Raw genomic sequence first — 16,391 nt, forward strand, 5'->3', positions numbered from 1 at the left:
GGGCGCCGCCTCCGCGGGCGGGGGTCGGCGCTCGGCGTGCGGCGGGATCCACTTCCCGCCGAGTGGCCCTGGTGGCGGGCCGGCGCTCCCTGCGAGGGTCGCCGTGTGGAGGTCGATCTGCGGGACCCGTGCGACGAGGACCTGCGGGCTCGGGCGCGCCGGGAGCTGGCCGGGGTGCCGGTGAACACCGGCTTCGCCCGGGCGGTGCTGGACGGGACCGCGCCGGGTGCGCTGTGGTGCGACCGCGCCGACGCCCCGAGGGCGTTCCACGCCGTGCACGGGTACGGCATGTCGCTGGTCTGGGGCCCGGCGGTGGACGAGGCGTTCGACGCGGTGCTGGTGCGGTTGCGGGGCGGGGCCGGACCGGCCGAGGAGTGGCTGCAGGTGGACCCGCGCTGGACCGGCCTCGGCTGGGACGCCGCGCTCCGGGCGGTGCCCTTCGACGCGCCCGGGGCGGCGGCCCCCGGCGCGGCGGCCCGGCACGTGCGGCTCAACTTCCGGCACGACCCGGCCGCGCCTCGCGCAGCCCGGCCGCTGCCGTCGGGCTGGCGCACCCGTGCGGCCACCGCCGCCGACTTCGGCTGGTCCGGCTCCGTGGCGCCCGCCGGGTTCTGGCCGGACGACGCGGCGTTCCTCGCGCACGGCGGCGGTGTCGTGGCGGAGCGGGCGGCCGACGGCGCGGTCGGCGCGATCGCGTTCACGTCGTACCGCACCGGGGACGAGCTCGAGATCGGCATCGAGACCGCGGCCCCGTTCCGGGCGCGGGGTCTCGCCGCGAGCGTGGCGGGCGCGTTCGTCGACGCGGTGCTGGGTGCCGGGCTGACGCCCGTGTGGTCGTGCCGGGAGGACAACGCGGCGTCGGTGCGGGTCGCGCTGTCGGCGGGGTTCCGGCCGACCGTGCGGCTGCCGTACTACCACCTCCGCCGGACCGGGTGAGGCGCCGCCCGCCGCTGAGGGGTCTCGACCCCGCGTCGCCCGGCTGCCAGGATCGTGCCGTGCGCGCCCTGGTGTACGACCGCTACGGCCCTCCCGACGTGCTGCGGCTCGCGGACGTGCCCGTCCCGGAGCCCGGTCCCGGTCAGGTCCTGCTGGAGACCGAGGCCGTCGGGCTCAACCTCTCGGACTGGGAGTGCCTGCGCGGCTCCCCGGCCTACTCCCGGATCGGCGGGCTGCGCAGGCCCGCGCGCCGGGTGCTCGGCTCCGACGTCGCCGGCCGGGTGGCCGCGGTCGGTGCCGGGGTGACCCGGTTCCGGGTCGGCGACGACGTCTACGGGGACAACCTCGCGCTGAAGGGCGGCCTCGCGGAGTGCACGCTGGCGCGGGAGTCGGCGCTGGCGCTGCGCCCGCCCGGGCTGTCGGCCGTGCAGGCGGCAGCGATCCCGCAGCCGGCGGCGATCGCGCTCCAGGGCGTCACGGGCGTCGGGCCGGGCTCCCGGGTGCTGGTGAACGGTGCGGGCGGCGGGGCCGGGTCGCTGGCCGTGCAGCTCGCGAAGGCCGCGGGCGCGCACGTCACCGGCGTCGACAACGCGAGCAAGGCCGCGTTCGTCGCCTCGCTCGGGGCGGACGTGGTGCTCGACCACCGGGTCGACGACTTCACGCGCACCGCCGCCGGGTACGACCTGGTGCTCGACCTGGTCGCCCACCGCTCGGTCCTCGCGTACCGGCGCGCCCTGGCACCCGGCGGCCGGTACCGGTGCGTCGGCGGGACCACCCGGGCGCTGCTGCGGGTGCTCGTCGGGGGCGCCGTGGTCGGCGCGCTCTCCGGGCGGCGGATCGGCGTGCTGGCGGTGCGGGAGGGGCCGGCGGCGTTCACGCCGATGGCGGACCGCTGCCTGGCGGGGTCGGTCCGGCTGCACGTGCACCGCGAGTACCGGCTCGACGAGGCGCCCGCGGCGCTCGCGGACGTCGGGGCCGGGCGCGCGCTGGGCAAGGCGGTCGTGCTCCCGCGGGCGTGACGGCCCCGACGACGTAGCGTGGGGGGTCGTGCCCTCAGAACGCGGATTCGGTCCCCGGTTCGTCGCGCCGGTGCTGATCGGCCCCGTGCTGAACCCGATCAACACCACGATGATCTCGGTCGCGCTGGTGCCGATCTCCCGGGACCTGGGCATCCCGACGTCCCGGGCGATCTGGCTGGTCGCGGGCCTGTACCTGGCGAGCGCCGTCGCCCAGCCGGTCATGGGCCGGTTCGCCGACCTGCTCGGCCCCCGCCGGGTCTACACCGCCGGCCTGGGCGGGGTGCTGGTCGCCGGCGTGCTGCCCCTGCTGTGGCCGGGGTTCGGCGGGGTGCTCGCCGCACGGGTGCTCATCGGGCTCGGCACGTCCACCGCGTACCCGTCGGCGATGACCCTGATCAGCGACCAGTCCCGGCGGGCCGGCCGACCGACGCCGCCCGCGCTGCTCTCCGGGCTGTCGATCGCGAGCCTCACCACGTCCGCGGTCGGGCCGGTGCTCGGCGGCGTGCTGGTCGCGGCCTTCGACTGGCAGGCGATCTTCCTGGTCAACGTGCCGCTCGCGCTCGCGGCGCTGGCGATGACGGCGGCCTGGGTGCCGAGCGACGACGAGCGGCCGCCGCGGGAAGCGCCGGGGCCGCGGGCGGGCGTCGACGCCGTGGGCATCCTGCTGTTCGCCGCCGGCCTCGCGGCGCTGCTCGTGTTCCTGCTCGAGCTCGCGCGCCCGCAGTGGTGGCTGCTCGCCGTGGCGGTCGCGCTGCTCGTCGCGTTCGTGCGCTGGGAGCGGGGGAGGGCGGCGCCGTTCGTCGACGTGCGGATGCTCGCCCGCAACGGCGCGCTCACCCGGACCTACGCGCGCATGTTCCTCGTCTACCTCGCGGCCTATTCCGTGGTGTACGGCTACTCGCAGTGGCTCCAGGGCGCCGCGGGCTACGACCCCGACGCCGCGGGGCTGCTCCAGCTGCCGACGGCGGTGCTCGCCGGGCTGGCGTCCGTCGTGGTCGCGCGGAACACCCGGCTACGGCCGCCGCTGGTCGTCGCGGGGGCGCTCGCGGTCACCGGGGGGACGCTGCTGCTCGTGCTCACCTCGGCGTCGCCGGTGTGGCTGCTGCTGGTGGTCGCCGCCGTGTTCGGGGTGCCGCAGGGGCTGGCGTCGGTGTCCAACCAGGCGGCGCTGTACCGGCAGGCGCCGCCGGACCAGATCGGCACCGCCTCGGGGCTGTCGCGGACCTCGGTGTACCTCGCCGCCATCGGGTCGTCCGCGGTCACCGGCCTGGTCTTCGGGGAGCAGCCGACCGACGCGGGGCTGCACGCGATCGGCTGGCTGGTGCTCGCCGCCGGCGCGGGGGCGACGGTCCTGGCGGCGGTGGACCGGGCGCTGGCGCCGCGCCGGGGGTGAGCGCGGGCGGTCGCAGCACCGTGAGGTCGTCACGACGCGACGAGGTCGTCATTCGTTCGTGACGACCTCACGGCCTGATGACGACTTCACGCCCGTGTGACGACCTCACGCGCCGGGGCGCTGCCCCCGCGCGAGCACCCGCAGCCCCGCCGCGACCTCGGCCCCGAGGTCGGTCGACGGGTCCAGGAGCCACTGCGCCTGCGCGCCGTCCCACAGCGCTACCAGCTGCCGGCCGAACCGCTGCGGATCGACATCCGGGTGCGCCCACCCGGTCGCCTGCAGCTCGCGGAGGATCTGCGCGTAGCTCGCGACCGTGCGCCGGGTGCGCTCGACGAGCCAGGCGTGCGCGGGGTGGCCGGGGTCGAGGCCCTCGGCGCACATGCTCGCGAACAGCCGGACGACGTGCGGGTCGGAGTGCTGGGCGCGGATCGCCGCCGCGAGGGTGGCCTCGGGGTCGGGCACCTCGGCGAGGCCGGGCGAGCCGGGCTCCGGACGAAGGCGCGCGTCGGCGTGCTCGAGCGCCGCGACCAGCAGGTGGTCGCGGGACGGGAACAGGTGCAGCACCTGGGCCTCGGTGAGCGCCGCGCGCCGGGCGACCTCCGCCATCGTCAGGCTCCGGTGGCCCGCCTCGACGACCAGCTCGTACGCGACGCGGCCGAGGGTCTCGACGCGGCCGCGCGTCTTGCCGTACGGGCCACGCCGGGGGCGGGTCTCGGTGGGCATGGCGACACCCTAGCGACGCGAGCGGATCACCCTCGACATCGAAAAACAAGCGGGCTAGATTTTCGACCCGCCACGGCGCCGCGCACCCCGCGCACCGCCCCGGAGCGAGGAGCCCGCCGATGATCGAGGTCGCGGTCGTCGAGGACGAGGACGTCGCCGCGCAGCGCCTGACCGCCGCGCTGCGCCGGTACCAGGCCGAGCGCGGCGTCCCGCTGCACGTCCGGCGGCACGTGGACGGGACGGGCCTCGTCGCCGGGTACCGGCCCGGCACGGACCTGCTGCTCCTCGACATCGAGATGCCGGGGCTCGACGGTGTCGGCGCGGCCGAGCTGGTCCGCCGCCGGGACCCCGACGTCGCGATCGTGTTCGTCACGAACGCGGCGGCGCAGGCGGTCCGGGGCTACGCGGTCGGCGCTCTCGGCTTCCTGCTCAAGCCGGTGTCGTACGACGCGCTGGCGCGCGAGCTCGACCGGGCCGTCGAGCGCGCGCGGTCCCGCGCGGACGCCACGGTCGACCTGGTGACCGAGGACGGCCCGCTGCGGCTGAGCACCGCCGACGTCGTCTGCCTGGAGGCGTCCCGGCGCCGAGTCGTGGTCGACACGCTCGACGGGCGGTACGCCGTCGCCGGGCCGCTCAAGCAGCGCGAGCGCGACCTCGCCCCGCACGGCTTCTTCCGCTGCCACCACGGCTACCTGGTCAACCTCCGGCACGTCGTGGCCGTCCGGCAGGCGACCTGCCGGCTGGTGACCGGGCGCGAGGTGCCGGTGAGCCGCCCGCACCGCGCCGCGTTCCTCGCCGCCCTCACGGACCGGCTGGCGGCCCGGGGCGCCTGACGCGCGACAGGTTGTGCGCCGCGGGACGCGAGTTGTTCCCCGGCCCCGGGCCCGGCCCGGTCCCGGTGCTTCGATCGCCGCGCACCCCAGGGCGTCGCAGTCGACGACCCGTGAGAGATGAGGCCATCGATGTCCACGAAGCAGCCCAGGCGGCTGTCGACACCCGTCGCGGTCGGCGCGTACGTCCTGTGCGCCGCGCTCGCCGGCGGGCTCGTCGTCGGCAACGCCTACGCCACGAAGTACTCCGACCTGATCTCGGTCTACCTCGACCAGCCCACCCAGAAGGTGGTCTCGGCCGACGGCACCGACGCCGAGTACTTCACCTCCGACTTCACGTCCGACGACGACCGCCAGGCGCACCTCGCCGACGTCGGCACCCGGATCTCCGCCGGCGGCATCACCCTGCTGGAGAACGACGGGTCCCTGCCGCTGGCCGAGGGCGCGCGGATCAGCGTGTTCGGCCAGGACGCGGTCGACCCCGTCTACGGCGGCGGCGGCGCCGGCTCCGTCGACACGTCGAAGGCCGTCACGCTGGAGCAGTCGTTCGCGGACGCCGGGTTCGAGGTCAACCCGACGCTGTGGGACTTCTACGAGTCGGGCGCCGGCAAGGACTACCGCAAGACCACGCCCGACGTGTACGGCGAGGGCGCCTTCGCGGTGAACGAGGTCCCGCAGGGCGTCTACACCGACGAGGTCCGCGCGTCGTACGCGGACTACGCCGACGCCGCGGTGGTCGTGCTCGGCCGCTCCGGCGGCGAGAGCAAGGACCTGATCGCGACCGGCGACGCCGGCGACGGCACCTACCTCCAGCTCACCGCCGACGAGCGCGACCTGCTGGCGGCGGTCACGGACGACTTCGAGACCGTCGTCGTCCTGCTGAACACGCAGAACCCGGTCGAGCTCGGCTTCCTCGAGGAGTACCCGGTCAGCGCGGCTCTCTGGGTCGGCTCGTTCGGCCAGACCGGTGCCGCCGCGGTCGGTCAGGTGCTCACCGGCGCGGTGAACCCGTCCGGCGCGCTCGTCGACACCTACGCCTACGACTCGACGAGCGCCCCGAGCATCGCGAACCTGGGCTCGTACGACCTCACGAACTCCGAGGTCGACCGTGGGAACAAGTACATGGTCTACGCCGAGGGCGTGTACGTCGGGTACCGGTACTACGAGACCCGGTACGAGGACGCGGTCCTCGGCGCCGCGGGCGTGGGCGACTTCGACTACGCCACCGCCGTGCAGTACCCGTTCGGCTACGGCCTGTCGTACACGACCTTCGACTGGTCGGACTACGCCGTGACCGAGGGCGACGACGCGTTCGAGGTCGCGGTCACCGTCACCAACTCCGGCGACGTCGCGGGCCGGGACGTCGTGCAGGTCTACCTGCAGCAGCCGTACACGGACGTCGACCGCGAGCACGGCGTCGAGAAGCCGGCCGTCGAGCTGGCGGGGTACGCCAAGACCGGGTCCCTGGAGCCGGGTGCGTCCGAGACGGTCACCGTCGAGGTGCCGCGCGAGCTCATGAAGTCCTACGACGCCGACGGCGCCGGCACCTACGTCGTCGACGCGGGCGACCACTACCTGGCCGCCGGCACCGACGCGCACGTCGCGCTCAACAACATCCTCGCCGCCAAGGGCCTCACCACCGCCGACGGCATGGACGCGGACGGCGACGCGGCGTTCGCCTGGTCGACGACCGTCGACGCCCTCGACGCCACCACGTACGCGGTGTCCGCCGAGACCGGCGCGTCGGTGACCAACCAGTTCGACGACGTCGACCTGCGGACCTACGACGAGGCCTTCACCTACCTGAGCCGATCCGACTGGACCGGCACCTGGCCGACCACCTACGCCGGCGGCGCCTGGGAGGCCCCCGACGCGCTGCTCGCGGACCTGGAGATCCCGGACGTCGAGGACCCGGACGCCGAGATGCCGGCCACCGGGACCGTGAGCGAGGAGTACGGCGAGCTGTCCGCCGCCACCCTGGTGGGCGAGCCCTACGACTCGCCGTCGTGGGACGCGCTGCTCGACCAGATGACCGTGACCGAGCTGGACGAGCTCACCCGGATCGGCGGCTACGCCACCAAGCGCGTCGACTCGATCCAGCTGCCCGCGACCGTCGACAAGGACGGCCCCGCCGGCATCTCCGACACGCTCGTCGGCGGCCAGGGCGGCATGGGCTACCCGCCGGCGATCGTCCTGGCCTCGTCCTGGGACGACGCCCTCGCCGAGGAGTTCGGCGCCGCGATCGGGGAGGACTCCCTCGACCTCGGCGTCGCCGGCTGGTACGGACCGGCGGCGAACATCCACCGCTCGCCGTACAGCGGCCGGAACTTCGAGTACTACTCCGAGGACCCGGTGCTGTCCGGCGCGATGAGCGCGGCGGTCGTCGAGGGCGCGCAGTCGAAGGGCGTGCTCGTCTTCATGAAGCACTTCGCGCTCAACGACCAGGAGACCGACCGCATCGGGCTCGCGACGTTCGCCGACGAGCAGGCCGTCCGCCAGCTCTACCTGGCGCCGTTCGAGATGGCCGTCCGGGACGGCGGCGCCCGCGGCATGATGGCGTCGATGAACCGCCTCGGGGCGACCTGGAGCGGCGCGCACGCCGGGCTGATGACCGGCGCGCTGCGCGACGAGTGGGGCTTCGAGGGCGTCGTCGTCACCGACCAGGCCTCGTTCGACGTGTTCGCCTACGAGGACCTGCGCGCGGGCCTCGACGCCGGCACCGACCTGTGGCTCAACACCGACGCGACGCTCTGGAAGCTGACCGACGACCAGATGACCCCCTCGGTCGTGGCCGACATGCGGCGCGCCGCGCACAACATCGGCTACGCCGTCACCGCGTCGAACGCGATGAACGGCCTCGCCGCCGACAGCCGCCTTGTCGCCGTGACCCCGCCGTGGAAGTGGGCGCTGTACGCGGCCGACGTCCTCGTCGGGCTGCTGCTGGTCGGCGCGGTCGTCCTGGTGACCCGGAAGCTCGTGCGGCAGCGGCGCTCCGGCGGCGGCACGCCGGGCGGGCCGCGCGCGGCGACGCGCGTGGACGCGGAGGCGCCGGCGAGCTGAGCCGGCTCACCGCCGGCGACGGCAGCGGGTCGAGGTCGGCACCCCCGGGTGCCGGCCTCGACCCGTCCCTGCTGAGGTCGCGCCGGGCCTACCGGAGCGGCACGCGCAGGATCCGGTCGTCGCCCGTGCGCGGGGTGCCGCGGCCGTCGGTGTTGCCCGTGACCAGCCACAGCGACCCGTCGGGCGACGCGACCGCGTCCCGCAGCCGCCCGTAGGTCCCCGCGAACAGGTCGACGGCCGTGCCCGGCTCCGCGGCCGGCACCGCGCGCAGCACCGAGCCCTTGAGGTTCGCCACGTAGAGCGTCCCGTCGAGGAAGGCCACGCCGCTGGGGCTAGCGGCGTCGGGCGTCCACTGCTGGACCGGGTCGACGTACCCCTCCCGCCCGGCGACCCCCTCGACCACCGGCCAGCCGTAGTTCGCGCCCGGGGTGATGACGTTGAGCTCGTCCCAGGTGTCCTGGCCGAACTCGGTCGCGTACAGCGTGCCGTCGTCGGACCACGCGAGGCCCTGGACGTTGCGGTGGCCGAGGCTCCACACCGGCGAGCCCGGGAACGGGTTGTCCGCGGGGACGTCGCCGTCCGGGGTGACGCGGAGGATCTTGCCCGCGAGGGACCCGGGGTCCTGCGCCGCGTCCCTCTGCCCGGCGTCGCCGGTGCCCACGTAGAGCATCCCGTCGGGCCCGACGGCGATCCGGCCGCCGTCGTGTTTCGACGCGGCGGGGATGCCGTCGAGCACCGGTTCGCGCGGCCCGAGCCGCAGCGCGCCGGGGTCGCCCTCGAGCGGGAACCGGTCGACGCGGTTGCCGTCGGCGGTGGTCGCGTAGGTGTAGAGGTACCCGTCGGCGACCGCAAGACCGAGCAGGCCGCCCTCGCCGGACGGGGCGACGTCGGGCACGGTGCCGACGACGCGGGTCCCGCCGTCGGCGGCCGGCTCCAGCACCTCGGCGCGCTCGCGCGTGCTGATCAGGGGCGTGTCACCGAGGAAGGCCACCGACCACGGGACGTCAAGCCCTGTCAGCACGTCCTCGGGGGCCGCGCCCGGGGTAGCGGCTGGTCCCGGCGCCGCGGGCGTCGCGGGCGCCGCGGGCGGCCCCGGGTCGGCGGGCTCGGCGGCGGGCGGGCTGCAGGCCGTCGCGAGGACCACCGCGAGCAGGGCGGCGGCCGCGGCGAGCCGTGTGCAGCGCATCGGTCCTCCCGTCGTCGGGGCGGTGCGGTCGGCTGCGGGCGGGTGCGGGCGGGTGCGGGCGCCGCACGCGCCGCCCCGGCCATCGTCCCCGCCGCGCCCGGGACGCGCGCGCGGACGGGGTGCGCGGGAGCCGTGGAGATCCCGGGCAGGCCTCCCGGCCCCGCACGGGACCGGGACCTAGGGGGCGGGGGAGGGCGGTCGACCCGTGCGACCCTGGTGCGGACACTTCGAGGGGGGCACACCCGAAGGAGTCAGCCAGATGACGACTCGTCCGACGCCGGCACGCGCCCGTTCGCGCCGCACCCCGTCCGGCCTCGCCCGGGCGCTGCGCGCGGCGCTCGTCGCCTGCCTGGTCGCCCTGCCGCTCGCCGCGTGCGGCGCGGACGCACCCGGTGACGACGGCGACCAGGTCGGGTACGGCGGCGGAGCCGAGGGCGTGGTGGCCCCGGCGCTCGCGGACGTCACCGCGCCCGCCGCGGCCGACGCGGCCGGCGGCATCCCGATCAGCCAGGCGGGCGTCGGCGTCGCAGGCCCGGGCGACGTCGTCGTCGACGTGTACGCCGACCCGTGGTGCCCCTGGTGCCAGCGCTTCGACGAGCAGTACTCGGACGCCCTGATGGACCTGGTCGACCAGGGCGGCGTCACCGTCGTGCACCGGCCGCTCGCGTTCCTGGACGCCCGGTTCGGCGGCACGTACTCGACCCGCGTCGTCAACGCGCTGGCCCTCGTCGCCGACGAGTCCCCCGAGCACTACGTCGACGTGCTGCACGCGTTGATGGCCGCCCAGCCGCCCACCGACCAGCCTGCGGGCCTGCCCGACGAGGAGATCGCCCGGATCGCGGTCGAGGCCGGCGTGCCGGCGGGCGTCGCGGAGCGGTTCACCGCGGTGCGGCCGACCCCGTACGAGGTGACGACCCCGGGCGGCGGCACCGAGGAGCGCACGGCGACGTCCCGGGTGTTCGCGCCGTGGGTCGCCGCCGCGACGCACCAGGCCGCGCTCGACCTGGCGGAGGTCCGGGTGCCGACGATCCTGGTCGACGGCGTGCCGGTCGACGACTGGACCGAGCCCGGGAGCCTCACGGACCTGGTCGCCGCGGCCGTCGCGGCGCGCGGGTGACGGCGGGGTCCGCACCCGGTCAGCACCCCGTCCCGCCGTCGGTCCGCGCCGCGGCCGCGTGGTCGTGGCGGGTGCTGGCGGTCGCCGGGGCGGCCGCCGTGGGGCTGTGGCTGGTCGACGTCTTCCGGGTGGTCGTCGTCGCGGTGGCGGTGGGCCTGCTGCTCGCCGTCCTGCTCACCCCGCTCGCGCGCTGGCTGGAGCGCCGCGCCCGGTTCCCGTCGTGGCTGTCCTCTCTGACCGGCGTGCTCGGGCTCGTGGCGGTCGGAGCGGCCCTGGCGGTGCTGTCCGGACGGTCGATCGCGACCGGCCTCGGGGACCTCGCCGAGCAGGCGCTCGCCGGCGTCGACCAGGCGCTGGCGTGGTTGTCGGACGGGCCGCTCGGGCTGGAGGTGGACCGGATCGACGCCCTCGTGGCGCAGGGACAGGCGGCGCTCCGCGACAACGCCGGGACGCTGCTCACGGGGGCGTGGTCGGCGACGCTCACCATCGGCCAGGTGCTCGCCGGCGCCGTGATGGCGCTGTTCTGCGCGTTCTTCTTCGTCCGGGACGCCCGGCCGATGTGGGCGTGGACGGTCGGCCTCCTGCCCCGTGCCGTCCGCCCCCGGGTGCACGAGGCGGGCCGGCGCGGGCTCGTCACGCTCGCGGCCTACACCCGCACGCAGATCCTGGTCGGTGCCGTGGACGCGGTGGGCATCGGCGTGGGTGCGGCGCTGCTGGGCGTGCCGCTGGCGGTGCCCATCGCCGTGCTGGTGTTCATGGCGTCGTTCATCCCGTTCGTGGGCGCCGTGAGCACCGGTGCGATCGCGGTGCTGGTCGCGCTCGTCGCGCAGGGCCCGGTGACCGCCCTGCTCATGCTCGGGGTCGTGCTGCTGGTGCAGCAGGTCGAGGGCAACGTGCTGCAGCCGTTCCTCATGGGGCACGCGGTGGCCCTGCACCCGGTCGCGGTGCTCCTGGTGGTGAGCGCCGGATCGATCGCGGCGGGGATCGTCTGCGCGCTGTTCGCGGTCCCGGTGGCCGCGACGCTCAACACGATGGTGCGGTACCTGCACGGGCACGACCGGTTCCCCGGCCTGGGGACGGAGGGTGCCGGGACGGAGGCGGAGCCCGGGCCGGCGACGGGACCCGCCTAGCGGGACGCCGCCCTCGTACGCGGCGGACCGTGCAGCTGGGCGTCGACGACGGCCTGCAGCTCGCCGGCCGACGGCAGCGCGGCCCGGGCGTCCGCCGGGAGGCCCTGGTAGTCGGCCACGACGACCGGAGGCCGACGGCGATGTGGTGCAGTTGCACGCTGCGCGACCAGCCCTCGTCGACGGCCCGAGCGGCGTACCAGTCGCGGTCGTCCCGGGTCTTCAGGCGGTCGAGCAGCACGGTGACGTGGCCCCACGGCAATCGTCCAACAGCTTGTTGGACGTCGGGCTCGGTGGGCCACGCCTTGGCGGCTCTCCGCATGTAGAAGAGGTTCGCGCGCGACCAACCGCGTTGCTCGGGAAACTCGCGCTCGAGGTCGGCGGCGAGCCGCTCCACGACACGCGAACCCCATCCGCGGACCTCCTGACGGTCCAGGATGTCGTGGCCGATCGACCAGTACAGCCGCATCACCTCGGTGTTGGCCGCGCGGGCCGCGCGGAACTGCGTCTGACAGCGGCGAGGGTGCCGACGTCGCGCCGGTCCGGTCCCGGCGTCAGGACGCCGGGCTCCCGAGGTGGCGGGTCGGCAGGCCGTCGAGCCGCCGGTACAGCCAGGCGGTCGTCGCGAACCCCACCGGGTAGGCGAGCGCCAGCCCGACGAGGCACACCATCGACCCGGCCGACCCGAGGAGCGCGACGGCGAGCACCAGCAGGATCGTCGTCCCCAGGTGCCGGCTCGCGAGCCGGGCGCTCTCCCGGATCGCCGCGACCGGCCCGAACCCGCGGTCGAACGACAGGTACACCGCGTACTGCCCGAGCAGCGCGATCACCAGGCCGGGCAGGTAGAGCAGCAGCAGACCGACCCCGGTCAGGACCGCGAGCAGCAGCGCGGTGGCGACCGGGCGCCCGAGCCCGCGCGGCGTCCAGAACTCGCGCGCGCCGAACGGCCGGCCGTCCACCAGCGCGAGGCCGAACCGCGCCCCGAGCACCTGCACCAGCATCGTGACCGCCTGCAGCACGACGATCGCGGCGAGCAGCCCGACGAGCGTCGCGGGCGTGACGCCCCAGCTCGTCCCGATCACCTCCGCACCGGCCCGGGCGCCTGCGGCCTGCGCCTCGGCCTGGGCGCGGAGGTCGTCGACCATGAAGGCCAGCACCGGGACGTAGACCGCGGCCACCCCCGCGATCAGCAGGACGACGGGCACCGCGAACAGGCCGATCGCGGTGCCGAGGCGCACGCGGACGGCCTCCCAGCCGAACCGCAGGGCGTCGCCGACGCCCGGCTCGGGCGGCGGGCCCCACGGCGGGGCGCCGTACCCGGGCGGGGGCGGCCGGTGGCCGGGCGGCGGGAGCCGGTACCCGGGCGGCGGGGGCGGCCGGTAGCCGGGCGGCGGCGGCCCGTACCCAGGCGGGACGGGCGCGGTCGGGTCGCTCGGCACCGGTGCTCCTCGGGGTCGTGTCCGCCCCGCGCGGGCGGCCCGCCCCGGACGCTACCGGCCGGGCAGCCGCTCCCGGGCCCGGTTCGCGGCGAACCGCCCGGTCAGCCCAGCAGCCCCACCACGTACCCGACGAACAGCAGCAGCGCGAAGACCACCACCACCCCGATCAGCACGTACACCAGCCAGTTCGTGCGGCGGCTCGGCAGGTCCGGCTCCTGGAACGCCGCGCCGGACGTGCTGGACTCGCCGGGCGGGGTGTCGCCGGGTGCGACGCCGCCGCCGGGCTCGAGGCCGGGCGTGTTCTCCGGGTCCGGGTCGGGGGTGCTCGTCATGCGGCCACGCTAGGCACGGGTGCCGCGACCGGCGACCGGGGAGCATCACCGCAGGCCGCGGCGCCGCCCTCGCGGGGCGCGAGGGCGGCGCCTACCGTGGGTCGCACGCGGCCGTCGCGTGACGAGGGGGTCATCATGTCGAGCAGCGAGACCGGGGGCACCACCGGGACCCCGGACAAGGACTACAACCTCATCTGGTTCGCGGAGGCGTGCCTGAGCAACGTCCTCCGGCTGGAGCAGTACGCGCAGGACGCCGACCGGGCGGGGGACGCGGAGCTCGCGGAGTTCTTCCGGCGGGCGCAGCACGAGAGCCGCAAGGGCGCGGAGCAGTCGAAGGCGATGCTCGCGCGGCGGCTGCAGGGCTGACGCCCCGCGGTCGTCAGGCGGTGAGGCCCCGGGTCCGGATCGCCTCGGCGACCTCCTGCACGAACCGGTCCATCCGGACCAGCACGTCGCGGTCCCACGGGTCGACGGCGTCGGAGTACAGGTTCAGCGCGACGGTCGTGTCGGCGTCGACCTGCCCCGGCAGCGCGGCGGCCGACCGGAACCCGGCCTCGGTCGCGGCCGCGCGCCACTCCGGCCACCGCTCCTCGGCCAGCACGTCGGGGACCAGCTCGCCGCGGAGCTGCTGGATCGCCACGACGCACGGTCCCTCGCCCGAGGTCACCTCGGCGCGGTCGCAGCGGGCGGCCCGCTCGCCGCTGCTCGCGACCTGGTCGAGCAGGTGGTGGTTGCGCAGGATGATGCTGCACTCGGTCGGCACGCCGACGCGCGCGGCGGCCTCCTCCGCGTAGGCGACGAGGTACGAGGACGTGGGGTCCACATCGGTCGACGCGGTCATCGGGGCTCCTCCGGCTGCTGGGGGGGAGACGCACTGTCTCACACCACCCTGCGTGGCGGTGAACCGGCTGGTCGGCGACCGGAGCGCTACAGCGCGCTGCTCAGCTCGTACCGGTCGCCGCGGTAGGCGGACACCGTGTACTCCAGCAGCCGACCCCGCCACGTCGAGGTCCGCACCAGGTGCAGCACCGGCGACCCCTCCGGCAGGTCGAGGTGCACGGCGTCCCCGGGGTCGACGAGGCGCGCGGTGATGATCTGCCGGCCCCCGTCGAACACGATGCTGTACCGCTCCGCGAGCACGGAGTAGAGGGAGCGGTCGGTGAGGTCGACGTCGGCCAGCCCCGGCACGACGTCGGCGTTCAGGTGCACCCGCTCCAGGGCGACGGGCTGGCCGTCGGCGGTGCGCAGCCGGACGATCCGCAGCACGGGGTGGCCGCGCGGCACGTCGAGCACGCTGCTCAGCCAGTCGTCCGCGGCGAGGAGCCCGCCCTCCAGCGTGCGCGCCCCGGAGGAGTAGCCGCGCTGCTGCATGTCGTGCGTGAACGACGTGAGCTGGATGGGCAGCCGGATCGTCGGCTCGTTCACGAAGGACCCGCGACCCGGCACCCGGCGGATGCGGCCCTCGTCGACGAGCTCGGAGAGCGCCCGGCGGGCCGTCATCCGCGAGATGTCGAGCCCGTCGGCGAGCTCGCGCTCCGACGGCACCGGGTCGCCGGGCGCGAGGTCGCGGTCGATGTGCTCGACCAGCACCGACTTCAGCCACGCGTACTTCGCCACCGACGGCGGCGGCGCGCCGACGACCTCGCGGGTCAGAGGGGTCACGGCTGTCCTTCCGGTGCGGTCGACGGCTGCTCCCGTCGGCGTCGCCCATTGTGCAGGTCGGGGGCGCGCCGCGGGTTCCCCGGGGTCCGCTCGCGCTCAGATCGACGGCACGAGGGCGCGGAACCGCTCCTGCAGCCGGGCGTTGTGGTCCGCGGGGGCACCCGTGTTCGCGCTGCGCCAGGTGGGCAGGTCGGGCTCGGCGTCGAGCGCCGCGACCAGCACGAGGTTCCAGCACAGGGCGTTGGCGAGCGAGGACAGCGGGGCGGTGCGCGGGTCGTCCGGCGGCCAGGCGGCGTCGCCGGGAGGGGTGCCGGTGTCCAGCACGACGTCGGCGAGGTCGGCGAGGCGGCGACCCGCGCGCAGCGGCGCCACGGCGGACGCCGCGACCGAGGTCACGGCGACGACCCGGGCCCCGGCGGCGCGGGCGGCCTGGGCGATCTCGACCGGGTACGGGTTGATGCCGGAGCTGGAGAACACCACCAGCCCGTCGCCTGCCCGGATGCCCGCGTCCGCCGCGACCCGCGCCCCCAGGCCGGGGCGCCGCTCCGCGTCCGTGGACGCCGCGGCGCCGTTGAGGGGCAGGACGTCCGGGTGCCACAGCGGGTTGACGAACGGGAGCCCGCCCGCGCGGAAGAACGTCTCCAGCACCCCGGCGAGCGAGTGCCCGGCCCCGGCGGTGTGCAGGACCCGCCCCGCACGGGCGACGTCGACGACGACCCCGGCGGCCGCGCGCACCGCGTCGGCGTTCTCGGCGGCGACCCGGCGCAGGTGCCTGTCGGCGAGGGCGGCGTAGTCCGCCACGGCGTCGGTCACGGCGCCACCGCCCCGGCCAGCAGGTCCGCGAGCCGGTCCGGCGGCGCCGCCCGGAGGTCGGCGGCGAGCCCCGCGCCCAGCGCCGTCGCGAGCGCGCGCAGCACGTCGAGGTGCTCCTCGGCGTCGGCGGTCGCGAACGCGAGCACCAGGTCGACGGGGTCGTTGGCGGGGTGCCCGAACACGACGGGCTCGCCCAGCCGGACCAGGGTGATGCCGGTACCGGTCGCGCCCTCCTCGGGGCGGGCGTGGGCGAGCGCGAGCCCGGGCGCGAGCACGATGTAGGGCCCTCGCTCCCGCACCGACGCCACGCAGGCCTCGGTGTATCCGGGCTCCGCGACGCCGAGGTCGACCAGCAGGTCGCCCGCCAACCGGACCGCGTCGGACCAGTCCTGCGCCGCCGGCACGTGCCGGGCGCGCGTCGGGGCGGCGGTCACAGCCATCCCGCCTCCTCCAGCGCGGGGCGCAGCCGCTGCTCCAGGGCCTGGTCGTCGACGAAGTCGTGCACCACGACGTTGACGGTGGCGACGCCCGCCAGGTCGTCCATGTGCATGCCCTGGCCGACCAGCACGTCGGGGGACTGGCTCTTGGCGGTGGACAGGTCCGTGTTGTCGACCCGTGCCTCGACGCCGAGGCGCTGGAGCACGGTCTCGCAGGTCATCCGCAGGATCAGGCTGGTGCCCATGCCGAGGCCGCAGACGGCGAGCACGGTCAGGGGGACGGGACGGTCGGGCATCGAAGGCTCCTCGGGTCGGGG

Annotated in this window: 18 protein-coding genes and 1 pseudogene; 8 read left to right on the forward strand and 11 right to left on the reverse strand. The window is 76.0% G+C overall.

Translation table 11 applies throughout. The features are described 5' to 3' along the window. Positions 1-105 precede the first annotated feature (105 nt). Genes J5O08_RS07930 through J5O08_RS07940 form a run of 3 tightly spaced genes read left to right on the forward strand, consistent with a single transcriptional unit; the run spans position 106 to position 3,348 of the window. Positions 106-936 carry a GNAT family N-acetyltransferase gene (locus J5O08_RS07930; protein ID WP_218706340.1) on the forward strand — a complete coding sequence of 277 codons (831 nt, stop codon included), beginning with the start codon at positions 106-108 and terminating at the stop codon, positions 934-936. Between the two features lie 59 nt (positions 937-995). Then, positions 996-1,955, forward strand: a complete 960-nt coding sequence (locus J5O08_RS07935) for an NAD(P)-dependent alcohol dehydrogenase (protein WP_218706342.1) — start codon at positions 996-998, stop codon at positions 1,953-1,955. A gap of 28 nt (positions 1,956-1,983) precedes the next feature. After that, entirely contained in the window at positions 1,984-3,348 is a 1,365-nt protein-coding gene (locus J5O08_RS07940) for an MFS transporter (protein WP_218706343.1), read from the forward strand. A gap of 105 nt (positions 3,349-3,453) precedes the next feature. On the opposite strand, the gene J5O08_RS07945 is transcribed toward J5O08_RS07940, so the two are convergent. Further along, on the reverse strand, positions 3,454-4,071 hold the full coding sequence (locus J5O08_RS07945) for a TetR/AcrR family transcriptional regulator (protein ID WP_218706344.1): 618 nt from the start codon (positions 4,069-4,071) through the stop codon (positions 3,454-3,456). A gap of 119 nt (positions 4,072-4,190) precedes the next feature. On the opposite strand from J5O08_RS07945, the gene J5O08_RS07950 reads away from it, so the two are divergent. Continuing rightward, complete coding sequence (locus J5O08_RS07950; RefSeq protein WP_218706345.1) at positions 4,191-4,904, forward strand: LytTR family DNA-binding domain-containing protein; 714 nt, start codon at positions 4,191-4,193, stop codon at positions 4,902-4,904. Positions 4,905-5,033: 129 nt separating this feature from the next. Then, the gene (locus tag J5O08_RS07955) at positions 5,034-7,961 is read left to right on the forward strand and encodes a glycoside hydrolase family 3 protein (RefSeq protein ID WP_218706346.1); all 2,928 of its coding nucleotides are present in this window, start codon (positions 5,034-5,036) and stop codon (positions 7,959-7,961) included. Positions 7,962-8,049: 88 nt separating this feature from the next. On the opposite strand, the gene J5O08_RS07960 is transcribed toward J5O08_RS07955, so the two are convergent. Next, on the reverse strand, positions 8,050-9,147 hold the full coding sequence (locus J5O08_RS07960) for a sorbosone dehydrogenase family protein (protein WP_218706347.1): 1,098 nt from the start codon (positions 9,145-9,147) through the stop codon (positions 8,050-8,052). Positions 9,148-9,406: 259 nt separating this feature from the next. Here J5O08_RS07960 and J5O08_RS07965 point away from each other — a divergent pair, with 259 nt between their 5' ends. Together J5O08_RS07965 and J5O08_RS07970 are read left to right on the forward strand one after the other, a co-directional pair. Further along, the gene (locus tag J5O08_RS07965; protein ID WP_218706348.1) at positions 9,407-10,264 is read left to right on the forward strand and encodes a thioredoxin domain-containing protein; all 858 of its coding nucleotides are present in this window, start codon (positions 9,407-9,409) and stop codon (positions 10,262-10,264) included. Further along, positions 10,261-11,394: an AI-2E family transporter gene (locus tag J5O08_RS07970; protein WP_218706349.1), complete on the forward strand. Its 1,134-nt coding sequence runs from the start codon at positions 10,261-10,263 to the stop codon at positions 11,392-11,394. Before J5O08_RS07965 ends, J5O08_RS07970 begins: the two co-directional genes overlap by 4 nt. Here J5O08_RS07970 and J5O08_RS20865 read toward each other — a convergent pair. From J5O08_RS20865 to J5O08_RS07985, 4 genes and pseudogenes are all read right to left on the reverse strand, one after another. After that, positions 11,391-11,513, reverse strand: coding sequence for a hypothetical protein (locus J5O08_RS20865; RefSeq protein ID WP_255589472.1), 123 nt, complete (start codon positions 11,511-11,513; stop codon positions 11,391-11,393). The two genes, J5O08_RS07970 and J5O08_RS20865, sit on opposite strands and share 4 nt — an antisense overlap. A gap of 32 nt (positions 11,514-11,545) precedes the next feature. Continuing rightward, positions 11,546-11,890, reverse strand: a pseudogene (locus tag J5O08_RS20870) (DUF1016 N-terminal domain-containing protein); the annotation flags it as partial. Positions 11,891-11,945: 55 nt separating this feature from the next. Further along, entirely contained in the window at positions 11,946-12,830 is an 885-nt protein-coding gene (locus J5O08_RS07980; protein WP_218706351.1) for a hypothetical protein, read from the reverse strand. Between the two features lie 101 nt (positions 12,831-12,931). After that, complete coding sequence (locus tag J5O08_RS07985) at positions 12,932-13,162, reverse strand: DUF6480 family protein (protein ID WP_217616706.1); 231 nt, start codon at positions 13,160-13,162, stop codon at positions 12,932-12,934. A gap of 135 nt (positions 13,163-13,297) precedes the next feature. Here J5O08_RS07985 and J5O08_RS07990 point away from each other — a divergent pair, with 135 nt between their 5' ends. After that, entirely contained in the window at positions 13,298-13,528 is a 231-nt protein-coding gene (locus J5O08_RS07990) for a hypothetical protein (protein ID WP_147794661.1), read from the forward strand. Between the two features lie 13 nt (positions 13,529-13,541). On the opposite strand, the gene J5O08_RS07995 is transcribed toward J5O08_RS07990, so the two are convergent. From J5O08_RS07995 to J5O08_RS08015, 5 genes are all read right to left on the reverse strand, one after another. Beyond that, a complete protein-coding gene (locus J5O08_RS07995; RefSeq protein WP_218706352.1) occupies positions 13,542-14,003 on the reverse strand; it encodes a hypothetical protein in 462 nt (153 codons plus the stop codon). An 86-nt stretch (positions 14,004-14,089) separates the two neighbouring features. Continuing rightward, positions 14,090-14,824 (reverse strand): GntR family transcriptional regulator, encoded by a 735-nt coding sequence (locus tag J5O08_RS08000; RefSeq protein WP_217616703.1) that lies wholly within the window; start codon positions 14,822-14,824, stop codon positions 14,090-14,092. Between the two features lie 96 nt (positions 14,825-14,920). Then, positions 14,921-15,637, reverse strand: a complete 717-nt coding sequence (locus tag J5O08_RS08005; RefSeq protein ID WP_218706354.1) for a sugar isomerase domain-containing protein — start codon at positions 15,635-15,637, stop codon at positions 14,921-14,923. Continuing rightward, complete coding sequence (locus J5O08_RS08010) at positions 15,634-16,077, reverse strand: PTS sugar transporter subunit IIA (protein ID WP_218706356.1); 444 nt, start codon at positions 16,075-16,077, stop codon at positions 15,634-15,636. The genes J5O08_RS08005 and J5O08_RS08010 overlap by 4 nt, the downstream gene beginning before the upstream one ends. Then, on the reverse strand, positions 16,068-16,370 hold the full coding sequence (locus J5O08_RS08015) for a PTS sugar transporter subunit IIB (protein ID WP_218706357.1): 303 nt from the start codon (positions 16,368-16,370) through the stop codon (positions 16,068-16,070). Before J5O08_RS08015 ends, J5O08_RS08010 begins: the two co-directional genes overlap by 10 nt. Positions 16,371-16,391 lie beyond the last annotated feature (21 nt).

Origin of the sequence: Cellulomonas sp. PS-H5 (assembly GCF_019265565.1) — a bacterium.
GTDB lineage: Bacteria > Actinomycetota > Actinomycetes > Actinomycetales > Cellulomonadaceae > Cellulomonas.

Excerpts from the sequence above, each read along its gene's own strand:
- J5O08_RS07945 (WP_218706344.1), bottom strand. The coding sequence starts at position 4,071 with ATGCCCACCGAGACCCGCCCCCGGCGTGGCCCGTACGGCAAGACGCGC.
- J5O08_RS07950 (WP_218706345.1), top strand. The coding sequence starts at position 4,191 with ATGATCGAGGTCGCGGTCGTCGAGGACGAGGACGTCGCCGCGCAGCGC.
- J5O08_RS07955 (WP_218706346.1), top strand. The coding sequence starts at position 5,034 with ATGTCCACGAAGCAGCCCAGGCGGCTGTCGACACCCGTCGCGGTCGGC.
- J5O08_RS07960 (WP_218706347.1), bottom strand. The coding sequence starts at position 9,147 with ATGCGCTGCACACGGCTCGCCGCGGCCGCCGCCCTGCTCGCGGTGGTC.
- J5O08_RS07965 (WP_218706348.1), top strand. The coding sequence starts at position 9,407 with ATGACGACTCGTCCGACGCCGGCACGCGCCCGTTCGCGCCGCACCCCG.
- J5O08_RS07985 (WP_217616706.1), bottom strand. The coding sequence starts at position 13,162 with ATGACGAGCACCCCCGACCCGGACCCGGAGAACACGCCCGGCCTCGAG.
- J5O08_RS07990 (WP_147794661.1), top strand. The coding sequence starts at position 13,298 with ATGTCGAGCAGCGAGACCGGGGGCACCACCGGGACCCCGGACAAGGAC.
- J5O08_RS07995 (WP_218706352.1), bottom strand. The coding sequence starts at position 14,003 with ATGACCGCGTCGACCGATGTGGACCCCACGTCCTCGTACCTCGTCGCC.
- J5O08_RS08010 (WP_218706356.1), bottom strand. The coding sequence starts at position 16,077 with ATGGCTGTGACCGCCGCCCCGACGCGCGCCCGGCACGTGCCGGCGGCG.
- J5O08_RS08015 (WP_218706357.1), bottom strand. The coding sequence starts at position 16,370 with ATGCCCGACCGTCCCGTCCCCCTGACCGTGCTCGCCGTCTGCGGCCTC.